Source organism: Actinoplanes campanulatus (genome assembly GCF_014647795.1).
Classification (GTDB): domain Bacteria; phylum Actinomycetota; class Actinomycetes; order Mycobacteriales; family Micromonosporaceae; genus Actinoplanes; species Actinoplanes campanulatus.
Genome location: NZ_BMPW01000004.1, coordinates 369,480 through 390,851, shown reverse-complemented (window position 1 = coordinate 390,851; position 21,372 = coordinate 369,480). Strand labels below are relative to the sequence as shown.

The window sequence follows — 21,372 nt, the reverse complement described above, 5'->3', positions numbered from 1 at the left end:
GATGCCATCGCGGGTCGCGGGCGGTCAGGTCCCGGCCCGGAACGGAGTCAGCGTGGCACGGATCGTCTCGGCGGCGCCCCAGTCGTCGTCGAACTGGGCCAGGACCGCCAGATGTTGTCGCAGCTGGATGATCGGCATGCGGGCCGGCCAGCCGTCGTCGAGACCGGTCGCCTCGGCGTAGACATCGAAGAAGCGGCGCGACTCCGGCGGCGGCGCGGTGGTCCAGAGATGGGCCAGGTCCACCTCGGCCCACATGTACGACACCGCCGGGTCGATCAGCGCCGCGCGCCCGTCGGCCGTGGCCAGCACGTTCTGGGCCCACAGGTCGCCGTGGGTCAGGCAGGCCGGCCGGTCCGGCAACAGCTCCGGCAGCCGATCACACAACCGTTCCAGCGCTGCCCGGTCGGCGGGTTCGAGCGCGGCCTCGACGCGCGGCTCGGTGAGCCAGCGGAGCAGCCGGTGCTCAGCGAAGAAGGCGAATCCGTCGTCGGACCACGTGTTGACCTGCCGGCGGCGGCCCAGCCAGTTGTGGCGGTGCCATCCGAAGCGGGGATGGACGGTGCTCGTGTGCAGGTGGGCGAGCGCGTACGCGAACTGCTCCCAGAAGGTTTCATCGTGTGGTCTCGGCTGGAGAAGCGACAACACGAGCACCTCTCGGTTGGCCACGATCACCTCGGGTGTCGCCAGCTTTCCGAGCTCCCGCAGGGCCGCCAGTGCTTCGGCCTCCGCGACGAAGGCGTCACCGTCGCCGTCCCGTGCCTCGGCGAAGGCTTTGACGAAGACCGACGGCGCATTGTCGCGAACGGCGATGCCGGCGAGCGCGGCGAGTCCACCGCTCACCGGCTCGACGGTGACGACGTCGCGGATCCCCGCCCGGGACAACCGCTGCTCCAGAACAACTGTCGAGGGGATCGACACCAGGCTCCTCCGGTCACGCGTACACAGAATCTTCCCGATCCGAGGCGACAGCACCCGCGGCCGGTGAAGCGGTGGGGCGGATGATGCCACCACCGCTTCGCCGCGATCGAGTCAGCTCAGGCTGAACCGCTGGTTGGCCTGGCCGTTGCAGTCGTAGATCTGCACCTGCTGGCCGTTGCCGGTGCCCCACACGTCCAGGCAGCGGCCGGACTGGACGCCGGTGATGGTGCCGTTGGAGTTGACGTTCCACTGCTGGTTGGCCTGACCGTTGCAGCTGTAGATCTGCACGGCCGAGCCGTTGCCGGAGCCCGCGGCGTCCAGGCACCGGGAGCCGTACACGGTCAGCTGTTTGCTGGAGGTCAGCGTCCACTGCTGGTTGGTCTGGCCGTTGCAGTCGTAGAGCTGGACCCGCGTGCCGTTGGTCTGCGACGCGCTCGGCACGTCGATGCACCGGCCGGACTGGGCTCCGACGATCCGCTGTGCACCGCCCGGTGACGGTGATCCGCTGCTCCCGCTCGGGGCCGGCGACGACGGGTTCGGGGTGGCGCCGTTGAGGGCGTTGAGCACCGAGGTGTACGCGGCCTTCTTGTTGCCGTTGCCGTCGAACAGCAGCGGGTTCTCGCTGGAGCGCCATGAGTCGCTGTCGCGGACGCCCCAGACGGTGATGCCGATGCAGCGGGGCACGTTGAGGCAGGCCTGGGTCAGCCCGGCGTACTGGGAGGTCGAGGAGTTGGTGACGTCGACCTCGGTCAGGGCCACGTCGACACCGAGCGCCGCGAAGCTCGACAGCGTGGTCTGGAAGTTGCCGGGCAGCGAGCTGCCACCGGTGAAGTGGGTCTGCAGACCCACGCAGTCGATCGGCACACCCCGCGACTTGAAGTCCTGGATCATGCGGTAGACGCCCTGCGTCTTGCCGTAGGACCAGTTCTCGATGTTGTAGTCGTTGTAGCAGAGCTTGACCGACGGGTCGGCGGCGCGCGCGGTCCGGAACGCGACCTCGATCCAGTCGTTGCCGGTGCCCTGCAGGTTGGACGAGCGGCGGCTGCCGTCCTCGTTGAAGGCCTCGTTGACGACGTCCCAGGCGGCGAGCTTGCCCTTGTAGTGGGCCATCACGCCGTTGATGTGATCGATCATCGCCTGGCGCAGGCTGCTGCCGCTGAGGCTCTGCATCCAGCCGGGCTGCTGTGCGTGCCAGGCGAGGGTGTGGCCGCGAACCTGCAGGCCGCGCTGGGTCGCCCAGTTGTAGATCTGGTCGCCGGAGCTGAAGTTGAACTGGCCGCGCTGGGGTTGCGTGGCGTCCGGCTTCATCTCGTTCTCGGCGGTGATCATGTTGAACTCGCGTGCGGCGATGGTGCTGTAGGTGGAGTTGCCGAGCCGGCCGGCGGCTATGGCCGTACCGAAGTATCGGCCGGACTGCGCGGCCGCGGCGCCCAGCGTGCTCGCCGCGGCGTCGGCGTTCGGCATGACCATCACGGCACCGAGCGCCCCGAGGGCGGCGACCGAGCCGGCAATCAGCGTGCGAACCCGCAACGAGCGGGATCTGGTTGCCACAGGAGCTTCCTTTCTCGGCGATGCGTCGGACATCGCACATATCGCGGCCACCGCCGAATATGAGCGAAGGGGGATCCGGGAACGCACCAGCCGGGTTGTTAGCGACGGACTTCAATGCGAAGTCATGCTGACACGGTAACGCCTCCGAAACAATACCTTCCGGGAGGGTGTCGGAAGTATCAGAGAGCATAGATGCACTCTCACCTGCTCTTTCAGCCAAACTTGGAGGACATACTCAGCGAATAGCGCCTCCAATCGTGGCGAGTTCCGGAAGTTTCGGCGCGTTGTCAGCACCGACCTCAGCGAGCCTCGCCACATAACACTTCTGGCGACTTTTTCTCGCCGCACCGTTTCCGGCTTCCAGGATTTCCATATGCACACCGGCCCGGCGCACTCGACGGCGAATCGAGTGTGCCGGGCCGGTACCCCACCGATGAAGGTCCGTACGTGCCTACCGTTGCAGGGTCAGCAGGCCCGGCCGCCACGGCAGCTGGTCGTAGGCACCGCCGGCACTGGGGTCCTTGCCCTGGTAGAGCAGTTGCAGGTTGCAGGGGTCGACGGTCATGGTCTGATCCGGGTTGGCGCGTACCAGGTCACCGTGGCTGATGTCGTTGGTCCAGGTGGCGCCGCTGTTGGCCGCACCGGCGAACGGGTTGCTCTCGCCGGCGGCCTGCGGCGTCCAGTTGCCGCTCAGGCTGCTGGAGGTGAAGGAGCGGAAGTAGCGACCCCGGCTGCCCATGGCCTCGACGATCATCAGGTACTGGTTCTGACCTTGGATCTTGTAGACCTGGACCGCCTCGAACAGGTTGGCGGTGGTGTCGCTCATGATCGTGGTGTAGGAGGAGCCGAAGCTGCCGGGGAAGTTCCCGATCGGCATGCCGGCCCGGTAGATCTTGCCGTTGTCGCCGGCGAAGAACAGGTACATGTTCTGCCCGTCAGCGATCAGGGTCTGGTCGATGGGGCCGGTGCTGGACCCGGAGATGCTGCCGGTGAACAGCGGCTGCGGCGCGGACCAGCCATTGGGGTTGGTCGGGTCGCTGGAGGTCCGGTAGATGAACGGCCAGGCACCCCACTGGTAGGCCAGCACCCAGATGTTCTTCGGGGCGAAGTAGAACAGCGTGGGCGCCACGGCGGCCTGGCTCATCGCGTTCTGGCCGGCCGAGGCCATGCCGGGCCAGTCGGTGAACAGGCTGAAGTTCATCGAGCCGTAGGACGATCCGGCGACGTTCGACGCGTAGACCAGGTGCTTGCCGTTGTGCACGACGGTGGTGAAGTCCTTCAGCGAGACCCACCCCGACCGGGGGCTGGCGAGAACGCCCGACGAGCTCCAGCGGTAGGTCGGCGGGAGCGTGCACGAACCGCCCGGCGTCGACGGCGAGGCGGACGGAGAGGACGACGGCGAGCTGGACGGTGACGGGGGACCGGCCGCTCCGGTGCAGGTCCCGCCGTTGAGGGCGAAGCTTGCGGGTACGGGGTTGCTGCCGGTCCACGACCCGTTGAAACCGAACGACACCGTGCCACCGGTCGCGACCGAGCCGTTGTAGGCGACGTTCTTCGCCGTCACCGCCGAGCCGCTCTGCGTCACGGTCGCGTTCCACGCCTGCGTCACCGTCTGGCCGGCGCCGTACGACCACGTCAGCGTCCAACTCGACAGCGGATCACCGAGGTTGGTGATCGACACGTCGGCGTTGAACCCGCCCTGCCACTGCGACGACACGGCGTAGGTCACCGAGCAGCCGGCCGCCGCGGCGTTCGCGGGCATCGCCACGGCGGCGGCCGTCGACGCCAGCAGTGCGACACCGGCCGACACCAATACCGCATTGAACAATCTAGATCTTGTCATTGCTGCTCCCCGAAGAAGGGTTGACTGAGGTCGTCCTCGCCGCACTCACTGGAACACCGCGTCGTCGAGGTAGTAGCCGTCGGTGCCCGAGGCGGTCTCGACGTACCAGGTGGCGCCGGACAGCGTGCCGCTCCAGGAGACCGTCGCGGTGCCGGTCAACCGGACCCAGCCGGAGGCGTCGACCGCCGTCGCCGGGGTCAGCGAGACATAACTGGTCGAGCCGCCCGCGGTGATCGCCAGCGTCGCCTTCGCCGTCGTGGCGGCGGCGCCCTGGCTGCGCACCCACACACTGGTCGTGTAGGTCCTGCCACTGACCAGTTGCGCGGTGACGTCCTGGGCGGCGCCGTTCCACGCGCCGGTCCGGCCGGTGAGTGCCAGTGACCGGGCGCCGCCGTGCACGACGCCGGTGTCCGACGACAGGGTGCCGCTGCCGAACACCCGCCAGCCGGTGGTGCCGTTCTCGGCGGTGCCGTTGGTGAGCAGATTCGTGGTGCCGGCGGCGCCGGTGAACTGCCACCAGTTCATGTTGAACAGTGAGCCGGTGCCGCCGGTGAACCGCAGGTAAAGGTCCTGGGTGCCGGTGGCGCCGCTGACCGGGCAGGTGACGGTCGTCCAGGTCTGCCAGCCTCCGGTGCCCGGCACCGTACAGGTCCCGGCGAGAGTGCCGGTGGGGCTGCCCAGCCGCAACTCGATACGGCCGCCGCCGGCCGCGGAGGCGACCCGTGCCGAGAACGAGGTGGCCCCGGATCCGAAGGCGACGCCCTTGACCTTGATGTAGTCGCCGTTGTCGATGAAGCCGACGTTCATGCCGCCTTCGCTCGCCGGTTCCGTCTCGACGCCGGAGCTCCAGGCGATCGTCTCGGCCTCCTGCCGGGCGTACGGGTCGAGCGTTCCGTTCTGCGGCGCGCCGGCCGTGGTCATGGTGATCGTCGGGATGCTGCCGTCCGCGTTGTAGCTGAACCGTTCCACGGCTACCGAGCGGGTGTAACCGCCGCCGCCGGGCAGCGCGCCGTTGTGGTAGAAGAAGTACGAGCCGCCGTTGAAGTCGACGACTCCGGCGTGGTTGGTGAAGCTGCTGCCCTGGGTGGGCATCACGGTGCCGCGGTAGGTCCACGGTCCGGTGGGGCCGGGCGCGGTGGAGTAGCCGATGAACTCCGAGCAGCACTTGGCGGCGAAGACGTTGTAGTAGAGGCCGTTGCGCTTGTAGACCCAGGGCCCCTCCTCGTACAGCGTCGGCCGGCCGGCGTTCCCGGTGCGGGTGCCGAACCCGGCGGTGGTCAGCGGGATCTGGTTCACCCCGCCGGAGTAGCTGATCATGTCGGTGTTCAGCCGTACGTACCAGAGGTTGGGGTTTCCCCAGTAGAGGTAGGCCTGGCCGTCGTCGTCGACGAACACCGTCGGGTCGATCTCGCCGTTCTCGACCAGCGGTCGCCCGAGGGCGTCGGTGAACGGTCCGGCCGGGCTGGAGGCGACGCCGACGCCGATGGCCATCCGGCCGGTCGACCGGTTCTTGACGGGGACGTACCAGTAGAACTTGCCGTTGCGCTGAACGACCTGGCCGGCCCACGCGTCGGCGCTCGCCCAGCTGAAAGTGGCCAGACTCATGGGTGAGCCGTGGTCGGTCCAGTTGACCATGTCGGCGGACGAGTACAGCCGCCACTCCTTCATGGTGAAGTAGGTGGAGTTGTCCTCGTCGTGGCCGGTGTAGAGATAGACGCGGCCGTTGTGCACCAATGGCGCGGGGTCGGCGGTGTAGACGGTCTGCACGATCGGGTTGTCGGCCTGTGCGGGCGACGGCACGGCGACGGCCGCGCACATCAGGGCGAGGACCCAGAGAGTTCTCCTGAGCATCAGACACGACTCCATCGCTGGTTGGCGGCGGCACTGCAGGTCCACAGCAGGACGAGCGTGCCGTTCGCGGTCAGGTTGCGATCGACGTCCAGGCAGAGTCCGGAGGCGGTGCCGCGGACGGTGCCGTCGGTGTTGACCGTCCACTGCTGGTTGGCGCCGCCGTTGCAGTCCCAGAGCTGGACCTTGGCGCCGGCGGTGGCGCCGATCGGGGCGTCGAGGCACTTGCCGAGTATCTGAATGCTCTGCCCGGTGACCGTCCAGCGCTGGTTGGTGCCGCCGTTGCAGTCCCAGATCACCGGCTGCGTGCCGTTGGCCGTGGTGCCGTTGGGGACGTCCAGGCAGCGTCCCGATGCGGCGCTGACGAACGTGGTGCCGGTCGGCGGCGTGCTGGTTCCGCCGCTGACCCGGTAGACCACCGTGCCGTGGCTGGGGACGCTGGCGCTGATGGCGCCCGTGCTGGTCGTCGTGGCGCCGCTCCAGGCGTCCTGCAGGGTGAAGGAGCTGCCCGACCTACCGATCGCCGCGGCGGTGGTCGAGACGGTGGCGGTGGATGCGCCCTGGTTGAACAAGGCGACGGCGACGTCCCCGTTGGCCAGCGTTTTGGCCAGCACGCGGCGCGTGCCGTCGTACGAGATCTGGGTCGCCTGGAGGCCGAGCGTGTCCTGGTTGACGGCGATGAGCCGGGGGTTTTTCAGGATGGTCTGGGTGGCCGTGCTCATCGAGCGCAGGTCGTTGCCGGCGATCAGCGGAGAGGCCATGATCGCCCAGAGCGCGAAGTGGCTGCGCTGCTCGGTGTCGGTCATGCCGCTGCGGCCGACCTCCATCATGTCCGGGTCGTTGAACTGCCCGGGCCGGGCGTAACCGGCGAGCGGCACGGTGACGTCGACGATGTTCTTCACGCCCATCGGGTAGCCGTTGGTCTGCCCGGTGTCCCAGGCGTTGGTGATGTCCTCGGTGGTGCGCCACATGTTGGCGACGTCGCCCCAGTTGCGCTGGGGGCCGGTCTTGGCGTGGATGCTGTTCGGGTTGATGCTGTAGACGATCGGCCGGCCGGTGGCGGCGAGCGCGTCGCGCATCCGGGCGAACGTGGTGACCTGGTCGTTGATCGTGCCGCTCGGCGAGCACCAGTCGTACTTGAGGTAGTCGACGCCCCAGGCGGCGAACTGCCGGGCGTCCTGCGCCTCGTGTCCCTGGCTGCCGGTGGCGCCGGGGTAGCTGCCGAAGTACTGGGCGCAGGTCTTGTCCAGCGGCGCCTGGTAGATGCCGAACTTGAGGCCGCGGCCGTGCAGGTAGTCGCCCAGCGCCTTCATCCCGCTGGGGAAGCGGGTCGGATCGCCCTGCAGGTTGCCGGAGGCGTCGCGGTTCGGGTTCATCCAGCAGTCGTCGACGACGACGTACTGGTAGCCCGCGTCGCGCATGCCGCTGCTGACCATCGCGTCGGCCATCTGCCGGATCAGCGTCTCGTTGATGTTGCAGCCGAAGGTGTTCCAGCTGTTCCAGCCCATCGGCGGGGTGCGGGCCACGCCGTTGTCCAGCGCCCGGGCGGCGGGTGCGGGCAGCAACAGCAGCAGTACGGCGGTGAGTACGGTCGCCAGTTTTCTCATCATCGCCTCGTCCAGAGTTGGTTGGGGGCATTGGTGCAGGTCCCGTCTTCTGCTGGGCATGGGGATGCCTCCTCGACAAGCGGGGAACCGAGGGTCTGTTATCGCTCACACCGCTGCTCACGAGGCAGTTGGCGAGGCGCCACTCCGACCTGAGAGCGCTAACAGCTGGTCGGAAGGTTGCCAGGATGTTTCGAGACATTCAAGAGGTCTTTTGCCGTCATTCGAAAAGGCGATTTCTGTTATGCGGGCCGGCTCCACATGGTCGCCGCCCGGGAACAGCCATTTCCCGTTGAAATTTACGTAACGGCTCCGTAACATCCGGAGCACCGGGCAGCATTCAAGACTTTCGATGCACGTTCACCTCGCGGAGGCCCTCCGATGGCACAACGAAGAGCACTTCTCGGCCCAGCTGTCACTGCCGTGGCGTTGTTGATCGCCGCCGGCACGGCGATCCTGACCGGCGGGACCGCGTCGGCTGAGCAGGGCACGGCCCTGGCAGCCACCGCGGGATGCGGCAGGACCCCGACGTTGCGCGACGGCACCCACACGATCCAGAGCGGCGGCCGGGCCCGCACCTACCAGCTGCGGCTGCCGGGCAACTACACCAGCAGCCGGCCGTACCGGCTCGTCGTCGGCCTGCACTGGCTCAACGGCAGCTCCAACGACGTGGTGGCCAACGGCTTCTACGGACTACAGCAGCGGGCCGGCGACAGCGCGATCTTCATCGCGCCGCAGGGCCTCGACGCCGGCTGGGCCAACACCGGTGGCCGCGACGTCACCCTGGTCGACGACATCCTGCGCGCGGTCGAGAGCGACCTGTGCGTCGACACCTCGCAGAGGTTCGCGCTGGGCTTCAGCTACGGCGGCGCCATGAGCTACGCCCTGGCCTGCGCCCGGCCGGACGTCTTCCGGGCGGTCGCCCCGATCGCCGGCGCCAACCTCAGCGGCTGCTCCTCGACCTCCCAGCCGGTCGCCTACTTCGGGATTCACGGCATCCGCGACAGCGTCCTGAACATCTCCATGGGCCGGTCCCTCCGGGACAGCTTCGTACGCGCCAACGGCTGCACGGCGCAGAACCCGCCCGAGCCGGCCCAGGGCAGCGGAACCCACATCACCACCGCGTACTCCGGATGCCGGGCCGGATATCCGGTGCAGTGGGCGGCGTTCGACGGCGACCACGTGCCCCTGCCGGTGGACCGCAACGCCGCATCGTCCTGGGTGTCCGGCGAGGTCTGGCAGTTCTTCAGCCAGTTCGGCAGCACCACCCCGTCGTCGAACCCGCCGTCGAACCCGCCGTCCAACCCGCCGTCCAGCCCGACGCCCGGCCCCGCAGCATGCCGTGTCACGAGCACCGTCAACGCCTGGAACAACGGCCTGACCACGAACATCACCGTAACCAACACCGGCGGCTCCACCGTCAATGGCTGGACCGTGGCCTTCGCCCTGCCCACCGGCCAGACCATCACCAACGGCTGGAACGCCACCTACACGCCCGCCTCCGGACGGGTCACCGCCACCAACGCCGGCTACAACGGCACTCTGGCGCCCGGCGCGTCGGTCAGCTTCGGGTTCCAGGCCACCCACACCGGCGACAGCGGAGCGCCGACCGGGTACGCGCTCAACGGATCGGCCTGCACAGCGGGTTGACAGGGGACGGCAAGGAAGGCCGCGGCCGAAAGTTGCCGCGATCATGGCGGTCTGGCACCGCGGCCTTCCGCGCCGAACGCTCCCATCTCGTACGCCCATCGCCCGGCGACCGACTCGACTCCCTCATCCCCGGACTCATAACAGAAATGTTGCTCCGAGAATGGAAAACGGCGCCTAAATATTGACTCCTTGAAATGTCGCCGAAACCTCTGACACCATGCCTGCACGTGTGTGAGCGTTCTCAATCCGGCTCATCCCCGTGTTTCCCCCTGTTTGAGGAGTTGACGATGAAGGCCGCATCCCCACGGCGCCGCCGATGGCGTACCGCTCTGGCCGCGATGGCCCTGCTCGCCGGCGGCGGAGCCGTCGCGGTGACCGCGTCCCCGGCGTCCGCCGCGACAATCGACACCAGCGCCTCCTACGTGCTGGTCAACCGGACCAGCGGCAAGGCCCTCGACCTCTACAACCAGGCCACCAACGACGGCGCCCGGATCACCCAATGGAGCCGCAACGACCAGGCCCAGCAGCAGTGGCAGTTCGTCGACTCCGGCGGCGGCTTCTACCGCCTGCGGTCCAAGCTGTCCGGCAAGGTTCTCGACGTCACCGGCAATTCCACCGCCGACGGGGCGGCCGTCATCCAGTGGACCGACAACAACGCCGCCAACCAGCAGTTCAGCGTGCAGGACATCGACGGCTACATCCAGCTGATCAACCGCAACAGCGGCAAGGCGGTGGAGGTGCAGGGCGCGTCCACCGCGGACGGCGCGAACATCGTCCAGTACACCGACTGGAACGGCGCCAACCAGCAGTGGCAACTCGTCAAACTCGGCACGAGCACACCGGGCACCGGAACCTTCACCAACCCCGTGGTGTGGCAGGACTTCGCTGACGGCGACATCATCCGGGTCGGCGACGCCTACTACTGGTCGGCGTCGACCATGCACTACTCGCCGGGCGCGCCGATCCTGCGCTCGTACGACCTGGTGAACTGGGAGTACGCCGGGCACTCGGTGCCGCGACTGGACTTCGACTCGACGGCCTACGACCTGTCCGGCGGCCGGGCGTACGTCAAGGGGATCTGGGCGTCGGCGTTCAACTACCGGCCGAGCAACAGCACCTATTACTGGCTGGGCTGCACCGAGTTCAACCGCACCTACGTCTACACCGCGTCGGCGGTGGACGGCGCCTGGACCAAGAAGGCCCGGATCAACAGCTGCTACTACGACGCCGGGTTGCTGTTCGACAACGACACCCCGTACGTGGCCTACGGCAACGGCACGATCAGCGTCGCCCAACTGTCGGCCGACCTGACCTCCCAGGTGCGGGCGCAGACCGTCTACACCACGCCGTCGAGCATCGGCACCCTCGAGGGCGCCCGCATGTACAAGCGCGGCAACTACTACTACATCTGGCTGACCCGTCCGGCGAACGGTCAGTACGTGCTGCGCTCGACCAGCCCGTGGGGTCCGTACGAGCAACGTCAGGTCCTTCTTGATCTTCCCGGCCCGATCTCCGGCGGCGGCGTCCCGCACCAGGGCGGACTGGTGCAGACCCAGAACGGTGACTGGTGGTACATGGCGTTCACCGACGCCTTCCCCGGCGGGCGGGTGCCGACGCTGGCCCCGATCACCTGGAGCAACGACTGGCCGGTGCTGACCACGGTCGACGGCCGGTGGGGCGCCACCTACCCGAAGCCGAACATCAGCACCTCCAGGACCGTGCAACCGATGATCGGCCCGGACACGTTCACCTCCGCCACGCTCGGCCACCGCTGGGAATGGAACCACAATCCCGACACCAGCCGGTTCAGCGTCGGCAACGGACTGCGGTTGTCCACCGCGACGGTGACCAACGACCTGTACAACGCCCGCAACACCATCACCCACCGCATCCAGGGACCGGCCTCCACCGCCACCATCGAGCTGAACTACTCGTCGATGGCCAACGGCGACCGCGCCGGCCTGGCCATGCTGCGCGACTCCTCGGCGTGGATCGGCGTCCGCAAGGACAACGGCGTCACCCGGGTGTCGATGACCAACGGCCTGACCATGAACTCGAGCTGGGCCACCACCGGCACCGGCACCGAGGCGGCCGGCGCGACCGTCACCGGGGGCCGGATCTGGTTGCGGGTCACCGCCGACATCCGGCCCGGCTCCGGACGGACCGCCACCTTCTCCTACAGCACGAACGGCACCACGTTCACCATCCTCGGGCCGGCGTTCACCTTGAACAACGCCTGGCAGTTCTTCATGGGCTACCGCTTCGGCATCTTCAACTACGCCACCAGCGCGCTCGGCGGAACCGTCATCGTCACCCGGTTCGACCTGACCGCACCCTGACCCCGGATGACCGGTCGCCGAACCGAACCCGGCGACCGGTCATCCGGCAGATCGCGGCGTGCTCGTCGCCCCTGCCGTTCACCCCCGCCGGTTCAGGGCGTCCGCGAGAATCGACAGGAAGATCGAGGCCAGCGTGATCCAGACGGTGACCCGGATGACGACCCGGCCGATTCGGGCCATCCGGCTGTCCCCGGTGCCCTCGGCCAGCCTGCCCATCATCTCCGTCTGTGCCTCGACGGTGAACGGGTTGCCACCGGTGTCGGGGTAGCTGCGTTTCAACCAGTCGCGGTCGGCGTTCGGGTCCTGAATCGTGCCCACTCCCCCAGTCTGCGTGGCCGGCGCAACAGGCGCCGTCGGGCTACCGCGGCGGGGCGAGGAGGCGCTCGCCCTCGGTCACGGCTTCGCGTAGCTGGTCGACGAGTTGGTGCAGGCTCTCGTCGAGGTCGGCGCGGTCGCTCGTCGCGGCGACGATCTCGTCGCGCAGATCGTCGACGTACGGCTGCCAGGTGTCGAGGGCGTGCTGTGTGCAGGCGTCGATGAGCTGTTGCCGCCGGTCGGCCGCCGCTCTGTCCTGGTTGGCGCGGGCGCGGTCCGCCCGGTAGTCGTCGAAGATCTTCGCCGCGTACACGACGAGGGGAACCGCGGCTTCGACGGTGCCGAGGTGCCGTCCCAGCCCTTCGGCCGCCTTGGCCGTGCGGGTCTTCTTGCCGGCGAGCGGCCCGGCCGCGTCACTCATCGCCTTCAGCACGCCGACCAGCATGGGCCCGACCGACTCGACCCGTCCGGCGAGGCCCTCGGCCGGGGTCGCGGTGGCGCCGGATTCGAGGGTGGCGACCAGGGAGGCGAAGTCGGTCCAGGCGGGGTGGGCGTGGTCGCGTTCGGTGGACTTGCGCACCGATTGCCGCAGCCGCTGGAGGCGGAGCTCGTGCTTCTCGAACCACTCGCCGAGCGCACGCTGGATCTCGGCCTGGACCTCGTCGGCGCCGGAGGCCGGGTTCCCCGCGCGGCGCAGCACCTCCTCGACGAGACCGTCGAGGCCGGCCCGGGCGGCGCGGTCGATGGCGTCGAGCTCGTTCTCGGACGCCCGGCGGCGGGTGATGCCGCTGGTGGCCACCTCGGCGCGGACCGTGTAGTCGGCCAGCTGCCGGCGCAGTTCGGTCACGGTCTCGTCGAGGACCGCCGTCCAGTAGCGTTGCCCGGCGGCGTGCCGCCATCCGGGCAGGTCCGACGGCGACACCGCGCCGAGAGCGTCGGTCAGGTCCTTCATGCCGTCCCAGGCGCGGTAGGCGTCCCAGGTCTCCGGGCCGAGATCGGTGTAGGAGCCGGCCAGCCCGAACGGGTCCGGCGCCACCACGTACACCGGGGTCGGGTCGTCGAACGTCAGCTGTTGCCGCAGTTCACGGACCTTTCGAGCGGAAAGCTCCCGGTACGGGGCGAGCCCGTACTCCGGGTTCACGCCCGCCTCGTCGAACCGAGAGATCACGATCCACAGCGTTCCCGCGGGCCACTCGCGCGTGATCAGCTGCTGGAGCTGGTCGCGGTCGGCGGTCGCCAGTTGCGGGGTCAGCACGAGGACGCCGACGTCCGTGAGATCGACCGCTGCCAGGGCCTCGCGGGTGTTGTTCTGGGCCCGGATGTCGGACCCGCCGACCGAGAATCCGGGGGTGTCACGGACGATGCACCCGCCGACCTCGACGCCGTTGACCTCGAAGGTCTCGTGACGGGCGCTGATGGTGAGCCAGGCGGGCGCCGTGCCGCCCGCGTCGGCGATCAGCCGGCGCAGCAGGGAGCTCTTGCCGGTGTCGTAGGACCCGAAGAGGGTCACGACCGGCTTGTCCAGACTCTGGAAGGCGTCCCAGGCGGCGCCGTACCGTCCGGCCAGCGATCCGCCCGGCAGCCGGCCCAGCCAGTCCCGCACCGCATCGATGTCGACCACGGTCACTCGTTCCTCCCCGTTGTGCCGGTCAGTTCGTCCGCGGCCGTGATCAGGGCATCGGCCGTCCCGGCCCGCGTTCTCGCCGAGTCGATCTCCGTCTGGAGGGACGTCTCGCGATCGAGGTGTACGCCGAGCAGCGCCTCGAGCTCCCTGATCTGCTGTTCCAGGTATCCGACGGGACCGTCACCCCGGTCACCGCGCATGATCTGCTCGACGAGCCCGGCGGCCGACTCGTCGATCTCCCGCAGGGCCGAGTCCTGCTGGCCCTTGTGTTTGCCGTCCTTGTGTTTGTCGTTGGCCATCATCGCCACGTCGGCGGCCGAGGCGACGAGCCCGAGCACGAATCCGGCCCGGGCGACCCGGGCGGCGCCGTTGACGGCGCCCCAGGGCTTGAAGCTGTGGCCGAAGTACTTGCCGATGGCGTAGACCGCGTCCCGGGTGCCGAGCGCGTTCACCAGCGGCGCCACGGCGCCCGCGACATTGCCGGCGCCCGAGGTCACGTTCTCGTACCAGGCGTTTCCCTTGGCTTGGAACTCCGCCGCGAGTTCGGGTGCGACCTGGAGTTCGGCGGCGCGCATCTCGCGTCCGATCGCGGACATGTGGTCGCTGTACCACTCGTCCAGCCGGTGTGCCGCGTCGGCCAGGTAGCGTTCGAGGTCGGCTTCGAACTCCGGGGCCTTCCACCAGGACTGGACGAGGTCCTCCAGCTTCTTGGCGTCCTTGCGTTCGATCTTCACGACCGCGGACTTGGCTGCCACCAGGTGGCGGTCCACCGTGCGGCGGGCGGCCTCGCGCAGCGAGTTCTCCAGGATCACGGCGTCCTTCACCGCGGCCCGTACGGTGGCGATCACCGGTTCCGAGCGGCGCATCTCGTTCTCGGCGTCGGCCTGTGCCTGCTCCAGCGCATGGCGGCGCCGTTTCAGGCCGGTGACCGCCGTGTCGAAGGCCGCCGACGACGATGCGGCGGACAGTCGCTCGTCGGTGAGGCCGGACAGGGTGCTCGTCAGCGCCGCTACGCCGTCCCACAGCCGGTTCTCGTCGAAGGCGGCGGGCTGCGCCCCGGGAACGGCTCCGACCAGGCCGAACGGGTCACCGGACAGGCAGTGGATCCGGTCGGTGCCGATCTCGATGCCGCGGGCGGCGAACGCGGTGCGCAGTTCTTCGCGTTTGCGGTCCTGGAGGTTGAGGAATGCGGCGGGTTCGGCGAGCGGGTTCATACCGAGTTCGTCGCACCGGTTGATGAGGAACACCATCCGGCCGCCCTTCGCGGCGATCGTCTCCGCGCCGCGCGCCAGGTCCTCCAGCAGCGCGGTGTTGCCGACCAGCAGGTTGATGTGGACGACGACGAACACCAGCGCGGCCTCGACGATGGCCTCGTACGCGATGGTGTCGTGTTCGCCGTGCCCGCTCTGCAGGCCGGGCGTGTCCACGAGGTCGAACCCGGGGAACGGGTAGCGGGTCGTGGCCGCGGTCGCCGGCGTGGCCCGGATGTCGATCGCCGCGGGTGTCTCCCGGCCGCTGTCCACCATGATCCGGCGGATCAGCGACGACTTGCCCGAGTTGTAGTCACCGAGGACGGCGAAGGCCGGCTTCGCTCCGTCGACGCTCCAGAAGGCCCGGACGATGTCGAACAGCTCCGGGTCGTGCCGGGCGGCTTCCTCGAGGTCGGCCCGCCACGAGTGGATGGCCGCCGTCGACGGGGTGTTCCACGCCGTGGCCAGCACCCGGGTCAGTCGTTCGTGGTCCTGGTGACGGCGCTCGGCGTACCCTTGCTGAAGGGTTTGATCGATCTGCGCCGGCCGATGCGGATCCAAGTTGGCCTCGAGCCAGTCCTCGCCGAGGAACAGGCGGGTCACCTCGGCCGTCGATCCGCCCATGCGACGCTGGGCCCGTTGCAGGACGTCGGCCACCGCGGGCGCGGGCGCGATCGCACCGGCGTGGGCGCGCAGGTCGTCGATCAGCCGGTCGATCCGGGCGCGTGCGGTGCGAAGCTCGATCGCGGTACGCAGTGACTCGGTGACCGCGGGACCCAGTAGTGTCCACGCCGCTTTCCGGCTCTCGGCCACGAGCGAGTCCTCGTACCCGGTGAAGGTCTCGTCCACCGCGCGATGGCCGGTCACCGTCGCCTGGGATCTCGCCTCCCGCGCCCGTTCGGCTTCCTCGTCGCTCATCTTCCTGCCGAAGTACTGCTGGACCTGGCTCACGATCCCGACGCCCACGGCCGTCGCGCCGATCACCCATCCCACCGGGTTCGACAGCAGGAGCGCGGCGAGCGGTACGGCGGCGGCGCCCAGACCCAGCGCGATGCCCGACCCCTTGACGACGTCACCCATCACGCCGCTGCCCTCGCCACCGAGGATCTTCGCGGTGTGCGACACCGTCATCGCGTTGCCGGTCGACTCGGGGCCCACCGCGACTTCGAGCTCACGTTGCAGGAACTCCCCGCGGTCCGCCCACACGGCCGCCACCGCGGCGCCGACGGCGTCCTCGTCGAACACCGCCTCGATGAACTCCGTCTCCTCGACCGCTCGTTTCTCGGCGAACGCCGTGCGGATCAGCTCATCCACGTCGGCCTTCGCCTGCCGGCGGCATCCGGCCAGGTGCGAGGCGGTGAGATGCCGGACGAAGCGGTCCAGCGTCCCCTTGGGCGGGGACGTGTACGGGACTCCCCGCGCCGCCTCCGACACCTCGACCAGGTCCGCGCCCAGTGCCGCGTCGTGCGGCCACCCGGCCCGTTCGGCGTCGTCCGGGTAGCCGAGCACGGCGAACAGCGACTCGATGTCACGTTCGAGGGATCCGGCCTCCTGGTCGATCGCGGCCGCCAGGTCCTCGAGTTCACCGATCCCCCGGCGGCATCGCGACTCGACGTCCCTGCGCAGCGCGGCCAGCCGCAGATCGGCGGCGCCCTCCTCGATCAGGTGGGCCATCAGGCGCTCCAGCGTCCCGAAGTTCGACCAGCGTTCGAGGTACTCGATGCCGAAGGTGTCGCGTTCGAAGTCGAGGCCGTCCGCGGCCACCCCTCGGAAGGGGGTGGCAGCTCGGGCGAACAGGGCCCGCTGGCCGTGGATCGCGACGATCGGCGTCTCCGGCAGCCCGATCGTCACGAGGTGGGTCCGGATGTTGTCGGCGTGCTGCCGCACCTGCTCGGACAGGTTCCGCCGCAGGGGCGCGACGACCCGCGCGGGATGGCGCCACTGCGCGTTGCGGGAGTTGAGGACGGCCACCGCCGGTTTGCCGTAGTCCCTGATCCAGGCGGCGATCTTCGCGAACTCCATCGCCTGCTGGGACTGGGAGTCGAAGCACAGCAGCACGACATCGGCGACCTCGACCGCCCGGCGCGCCTTGGCCTCGAGACTCTCGCGGCTCTCGGTGCGGCCCCAGCCGTTGATGCCGGGGGTGTCGTACAGCCGGCAGTTGCGCCACTCGACAGCCTGCACCTCGGTGGTGCAGTCACTTTCACCAGGCGAGACGTACGTCCCGTCGAGCCGGCCGAACACCGACAGCAGGGTGCTCTTGCCGACCCCGGTACGCCCGAAGAACGCGATGTTGAACGATGCGAGCGACTCCCGTTCACGATCCAGGTGAACTCGCAGATGCGCCGGGAACTCGGCGGTGAAGTCGTCCAGCCTGGTGATCAGGGGCGATGACGCCGGCCCGCCCCGCTGCCCTGGCGCGAACGCGCGGGCCAGTTCGCCGACGATCTCGTCCAGCCGGGCGAGTTCGGCACTCCCCTGCTCGACGGCCGACCGGACGGCATCCTCGAACGACACCAAGTCTGAGGTCAACTCGTCATCACTTTCCGCAGGCGCCCCGTCGTCTGTCGCCGCCGATCCTAGACGCCGTACCCGACTGTCCCGTGGTCGAGCCGGTCCGGCAGCGACAACGGATGCCGTGCTCCGGCTGGAGCACGGCATCCGGCGGTGTTCAGCCGCGGTGCGGGGCGCCCGCGGCAAGCGCCAGATCCTGCTGCAGGACGTGGTACTGGCCCTTCGGGTTCAGCTGCTCGTCGTAGATCAGAGCAGCGCCCGCCTGCGGGTCGTCGAACCAGCCGGGCACCCAGGAGTAGGAGTCGCCGAACCCCCACGGCGTGAACGAGATGCAGGCGCGGACGGCCAGGCACGCCTTCAGTGAACGGGACCAGTAGCTCTCCTGGGCGTACGGGGCGAGCGCGTCCACCGGCACGTTGACGGCATCCGGCTTGGTCAGCGTACGCACGTCCACCTCGGTCAGCGCCACCTTCTGCCCCAGCGCGGCGAAGCGTTCGAGGTTGCTCAGCAGGTCCGGGTAGCCGTACTGAGTGGACAGGTGACCCTGGAACCCGACGCCGTGGATCGGCACGCGCTGCGCCTTCAGCGACTTGACCAGCTCGTACACCGCGTTGCTCTTGGGCCCGGTGAACTCCAGGTTGTAGTCGTTGTAGAACAGCAACGCCTTCGGATCGGCCTGGTGCGCCCAGCGGAACGCGTCGGCGATGTAGCCGGTGCCGCCCCAGGCTTTGTACCAGATGGTCTGGCGGGGCTGCCCATTGTCGTCGAAGGCCTCGTTGACCACGTCCCACTGCCAGATGTCGCCCTTGAAGTGGCGTACCTGAGCGAAGATGTGCTCCTTGAGGACCGCCTTCACCTCCTCGTTCGAGAGGGTGGTGGTGTAGCCGTCGGTGGACAGCCACGCGGGCAGCTGGTTGTGCCAGAGCAGCGTGTGACCACGCACCAACTGCCGGTTCTTCTCGGCGAACGCGACGAGCTGGTCTGCCTTCTCCCAGGTGTAGGTGCCGCGGACGGCCTCCACTTCGGCCCACTTCATGGCGTTCTCCGCGGTGACGCTGGAGAACTGCTCAGCGGTGATCTGCGTGTACTTCTCGTTGGAGCCCAGCTCGTCCGCGTTCACCGCTGTGCCGATGCGCAGGCCCACCCGGGCGGCGAGCGCCCGCAACGAGTCGGCCGGGTAGGCGGGTGCGGGCGATGGCTTCGCGGCCACCGGGTCGGAGCCCGCGGTGGCGGAACCGGCGAACGCGAGCTGTCCGCCGAGTAGTGCGGTAGCTGTGGCGACAGCGAGGGGAAGCCATGGACGGCGCACGGGAACTCCTTATCGGAGATGTCGAGGAACGATCGAAAGTTTCGGATACACTCCGGAAGTAACGAACGGAATCTATGCCTGTCGCCGCGGGCGGTCAAGGGCCGCCGTCCCGTGACTGAGCCCGAAATTGTGGTCGAGCTCGTGGGATGCGACCTTCCACGCGCCGCCGAAATCAGGTGCTCGGCCGCGGCCCGTCCGGGCCGACCGACCACTGGCTGTACGTGCCGAGTGAGTACCTGGGGTGCGGCTGGTACGGAATGGCCTGGGTGACCCTGGAGAACGCCCAGTTCGGCCTCTCCGGTTCGCCGCCCAAGAGCTGATTCAGCTAGCGGGTCGCTCCCGGCGTACGCCGGGAGCGTGGCCAGAGCCAGAGCAGGAGCAGTCCACAGGCGAGCGCGATCACCGCGGCCAACTTGACCGCACCGGCCGCACCGGCCGCCTGCGCCTGGTGGTATCCGTCGATCACCCGCATGCGGTCCGCGTCGGACAGTCCGGCGAGCTGGCTCTGCCCCTGCTTCGAGGCGGTCAGCGCCTGCCGCAGCCGGTCGAGTTGCCCGTCGGTGAGCCCGGCCTCGTGGCCCAGGCGAGTGCCGGCGTTCGTCTGGAACGCGCCCGAGGCGGCGGCCAACAGCGCCACCCCCAGGGATCCGCCGAGCATGCTGGTCGATTTGAAAAGGCCGGACGCCGTACCGGCGAGATCTGCCGGCGGGCCCGCGACAGCGGTGTCCGACAGCGGGGTGGACAGCAGCCCGATGCCGGCGCCGAGCACCAGCAGACCGGCCGCGAGCAGCCAGTACGGCGACGAGGTGGAAAGAATGCCGGCGACCAGGGCCCCGAGCGCCATGATGAACATCGCGGTGAGGATCGGCCCCCTGGGCCCGCGCCGCTGCCCGATCCGCTGCCCGATCGGGTTGAACACCAGGATCGTGACGGTCGCGGGCAGCAGCAGGCAGCCCGCGACGAACGGCGAGTAGCCGCGTACGTCCTGCAGATAGAGGGCCAGCACGTAGGAGATGCCGGCGAAGACCAGGTTCATCGTCAGGTTGGCCACCAGGGCGCCGTCGAAGTCGCGCGCCTGGAACAGCCGCAGCTCCACCAGCGGATTACGGACCCGGCCCTCGACGACGACGAACGCCACCCACAGCACGGCCGAGGCCACGAAACACGCGACGATCAGCGGCGAGCCGAACCCGTCCTCCTGGCCGGCGGTGCACGCGTACAGGAGGAGGAAGGCGGCGAGGCCGCTGGTCAGCAGGCCCGCCACGTCGACGCCGCGGGGCGCCTCGACGTCGCGGGACTCGGGGCAGTACCGCAGCACCAGGTAGAACGCGAGCACCGCCAGCGGCGCGTTCATCCACAGGATCGCGCGCCAGCCCACGGTCGCGGTCAACAGCCCGCCGACCGCGGGGCCCGCGGCCTGCCCCACCCACGCCACCGCCATCCAGGTGCCGAACGCGCCGGGCTGGCTGTCGCGGTCGAACATGACCGGGATCAGCGCGAGCGTGGCGGGCAGGATCAACGCCGCCCCGACACCCATCAGCGCACGCCCGGCAATCAAACCGGGCAGCCCGGACAACAGGGCGCTGAGCAGCCCGAAGACGCCGAACATCACCGTGCCGATGAGGAACATCAGGCGGCGGCCGTACACATCGGAGAAGCGCCCGGCGCTGAGCACCACCACCCCACAGGCCAGGCTGAACGCGTTGTTGACCCACTGCAGGTCGGTGAGGTCGATGTCGAGTTCCTGCGCGACCGTGGGCAGCACGATCCCGGCGTCGGCGAACGCGAGCCAGACCATCCCCGCGGCCAGGCACAGCCCGAAGAGCGCGATCCGGCGGTGCGGGGTCGCGGCCGCACCCATCGCGCTCATCGCGTCTCCGCTCTCGCCAACGGCCTTCCGCAGCCCTGAGGGTAAGTCCAAAATCAGGCAGTTTATAACCATTTCGGAAAGTTCGACCAGCGACCGCGAGCGGAAATGTCCGGGCGGACCTTACTGATCCGCTCGCGGCCCGGTCGGTCTCACTGGGGCAGGAGGGTCATTCAGCGATGGCTGCGGCCTTGAGTTCGGCGGCCGCTTCCAGATCCTGCTCGGTCACCGCGTCCAGGGAACCGAAGATGGCGACGGCCTGATAGTAGGTCCAGGCCAGGCTGTTGCAGGCCGGCCGGGCGGCCGCCGCGTAGGTGGCGCACTTACGTTTGAGGTCCTCGTAGAACATCGAGTCCAGCCGGCTCTTGTTGGCGTCGAAGATCCCCATCGCCTTGTGGTTGCGGTAGCCGAAATCGTGCCGCCAGCAGGAGAGCTCGAAGTTGAAGCCCAGGGGGTTGTCGGGGCTGGAGGAGCAGTAGTCGGTGCTCCAGTCGAAGGCGTACGCCGACCATGCGCCCTGGTTCTGCCGGGCGGCGTTCCAACTGTTGTAGCTGGTGACGTTGGTCTGGGTGAACGACGAGAGGACGGCGAGCTTCTCGGCGGTGGTCACCGCGAACGCGGGACCGGCCGGGCCGAGAGCGGCCAGGGCGGCGAGCGCCGCGGCGAGCAGCAGTCGCAGAACGGTACGGCGGGGAGACGTGAGGCCAGTGGATGTGGACATCCGGAGCTCCTGTCGAACG

14 protein-coding genes are annotated in these 21,372 nt (G+C 68.9%); 3 read left to right on the top strand and 11 right to left on the bottom strand.

The window, feature by feature from the left end; all coding sequences use genetic code 11:
* Nucleotides 1-24 precede the first annotated feature (24 nt).
* The 5 genes from IEZ13_RS10495 to IEZ13_RS10475 all read right to left on the bottom strand — a co-directional run bounded on the left by IEZ13_RS10495 (nt 25) and on the right by IEZ13_RS10475 (nt 7,770).
* Nucleotides 25-918 (bottom strand): fructosamine kinase family protein, encoded by an 894-nt coding sequence (locus IEZ13_RS10495; protein ID WP_229794596.1) that lies wholly within the window; start codon nt 916-918, stop codon nt 25-27.
* Nucleotides 919-1,029: 111 nt separating this feature from the next.
* Nucleotides 1,030-2,502: an endo-1,4-beta-xylanase gene (locus IEZ13_RS10490; protein WP_183220690.1), complete on the bottom strand. Its 1,473-nt coding sequence runs from the start codon at nt 2,500-2,502 to the stop codon at nt 1,030-1,032.
* Nucleotides 2,503-2,920: 418 nt separating this feature from the next.
* Nucleotides 2,921-4,312, bottom strand: coding sequence for a non-reducing end alpha-L-arabinofuranosidase family hydrolase (locus IEZ13_RS10485; RefSeq protein WP_183220689.1), 1,392 nt, complete (start codon nt 4,310-4,312; stop codon nt 2,921-2,923).
* A gap of 45 nt (nt 4,313-4,357) precedes the next feature.
* The gene (locus IEZ13_RS10480) at nt 4,358-6,163 is read right to left on the bottom strand and encodes a family 43 glycosylhydrolase (RefSeq protein WP_183220688.1); all 1,806 of its coding nucleotides are present in this window, start codon (nt 6,161-6,163) and stop codon (nt 4,358-4,360) included.
* Nucleotides 6,163-7,770 carry a glycoside hydrolase family 27 protein gene (locus tag IEZ13_RS10475; RefSeq protein WP_183220813.1) on the bottom strand — a complete coding sequence of 536 codons (1,608 nt, stop codon included), beginning with the start codon at nt 7,768-7,770 and terminating at the stop codon, nt 6,163-6,165. The genes IEZ13_RS10480 and IEZ13_RS10475 overlap by 1 nt, the downstream gene beginning before the upstream one ends.
* 375 nt (nt 7,771-8,145) lie before the next feature.
* Between IEZ13_RS10475 and IEZ13_RS10470 the strand changes: the two genes are divergently transcribed.
* The gene (locus tag IEZ13_RS10470) at nt 8,146-9,414 is read left to right on the top strand and encodes a CE1 family esterase (RefSeq protein ID WP_183220687.1); all 1,269 of its coding nucleotides are present in this window, start codon (nt 8,146-8,148) and stop codon (nt 9,412-9,414) included.
* A 287-nt stretch (nt 9,415-9,701) separates the two neighbouring features.
* On the top strand, nt 9,702-11,753 hold the full coding sequence (locus IEZ13_RS10465; RefSeq protein ID WP_203833762.1) for a family 43 glycosylhydrolase: 2,052 nt from the start codon (nt 9,702-9,704) through the stop codon (nt 11,751-11,753).
* Between the two features lie 78 nt (nt 11,754-11,831).
* On the opposite strand, the gene IEZ13_RS10460 is transcribed toward IEZ13_RS10465, so the two are convergent.
* The 4 genes from IEZ13_RS10460 to IEZ13_RS10445 form a co-directional block, all read right to left on the bottom strand.
* Nucleotides 11,832-12,071: a hypothetical protein gene (locus IEZ13_RS10460; protein WP_183220685.1), complete on the bottom strand. Its 240-nt coding sequence runs from the start codon at nt 12,069-12,071 to the stop codon at nt 11,832-11,834.
* A gap of 40 nt (nt 12,072-12,111) precedes the next feature.
* Nucleotides 12,112-13,695 carry a GTPase domain-containing protein gene (locus IEZ13_RS10455; RefSeq protein ID WP_183220683.1) on the bottom strand — a complete coding sequence of 528 codons (1,584 nt, stop codon included), beginning with the start codon at nt 13,693-13,695 and terminating at the stop codon, nt 12,112-12,114.
* Nucleotides 13,692-17,474 carry a GTPase gene (locus IEZ13_RS10450; protein WP_183220681.1) on the bottom strand — a complete coding sequence of 1,261 codons (3,783 nt, stop codon included), beginning with the start codon at nt 17,472-17,474 and terminating at the stop codon, nt 13,692-13,694. Before IEZ13_RS10450 ends, IEZ13_RS10455 begins: the two co-directional genes overlap by 4 nt.
* Nucleotides 17,475-17,613: 139 nt before the next feature.
* Entirely contained in the window at nt 17,614-18,765 is a 1,152-nt protein-coding gene (locus IEZ13_RS10445) for an endo-1,4-beta-xylanase (protein ID WP_183220678.1), read from the bottom strand.
* 146 nt (nt 18,766-18,911) lie between these two features.
* Between IEZ13_RS10445 and IEZ13_RS10440 the strand changes: the two genes are divergently transcribed.
* Nucleotides 18,912-19,085, top strand: a complete 174-nt coding sequence (locus tag IEZ13_RS10440) for a hypothetical protein (RefSeq protein ID WP_183220676.1) — start codon at nt 18,912-18,914, stop codon at nt 19,083-19,085.
* Nucleotides 19,086-19,090: 5 nt separating this feature from the next.
* On the opposite strand, the gene IEZ13_RS10435 is transcribed toward IEZ13_RS10440, so the two are convergent.
* Together IEZ13_RS10435 and IEZ13_RS10430 are read right to left on the bottom strand one after the other, a co-directional pair.
* A complete protein-coding gene (locus tag IEZ13_RS10435) occupies nt 19,091-20,635 on the bottom strand; it encodes an MFS transporter (RefSeq protein WP_183220674.1) in 1,545 nt (514 codons plus the stop codon).
* Between the two features lie 166 nt (nt 20,636-20,801).
* Nucleotides 20,802-21,353, bottom strand: a complete 552-nt coding sequence (locus IEZ13_RS10430) for a phospholipase (protein WP_183220672.1) — start codon at nt 21,351-21,353, stop codon at nt 20,802-20,804.
* Nucleotides 21,354-21,372: the final 19 nt, after the last annotated feature.

Excerpts from the sequence above, each read along its gene's own strand:
- IEZ13_RS10470 (WP_183220687.1), top strand. The coding sequence starts at position 8,146 with ATGGCACAACGAAGAGCACTTCTCGGCCCAGCTGTCACTGCCGTGGCG.
- IEZ13_RS10475 (WP_183220813.1), bottom strand. The coding sequence starts at position 7,770 with ATGATGAGAAAACTGGCGACCGTACTCACCGCCGTACTGCTGCTGTTG.
- IEZ13_RS10480 (WP_183220688.1), bottom strand. The coding sequence starts at position 6,163 with ATGCTCAGGAGAACTCTCTGGGTCCTCGCCCTGATGTGCGCGGCCGTC.
- IEZ13_RS10490 (WP_183220690.1), bottom strand. The coding sequence starts at position 2,502 with ATGTCCGACGCATCGCCGAGAAAGGAAGCTCCTGTGGCAACCAGATCC.
- IEZ13_RS10440 (WP_183220676.1), top strand. The coding sequence starts at position 18,912 with ATGCGACCTTCCACGCGCCGCCGAAATCAGGTGCTCGGCCGCGGCCCG.
- IEZ13_RS10485 (WP_183220689.1), bottom strand. The coding sequence starts at position 4,312 with ATGACAAGATCTAGATTGTTCAATGCGGTATTGGTGTCGGCCGGTGTC.
- IEZ13_RS10465 (WP_203833762.1), top strand. The coding sequence starts at position 9,702 with ATGAAGGCCGCATCCCCACGGCGCCGCCGATGGCGTACCGCTCTGGCC.
- IEZ13_RS10430 (WP_183220672.1), bottom strand. The coding sequence starts at position 21,353 with ATGTCCACATCCACTGGCCTCACGTCTCCCCGCCGTACCGTTCTGCGA.
- IEZ13_RS10435 (WP_183220674.1), bottom strand. The coding sequence starts at position 20,635 with ATGAGCGCGATGGGTGCGGCCGCGACCCCGCACCGCCGGATCGCGCTC.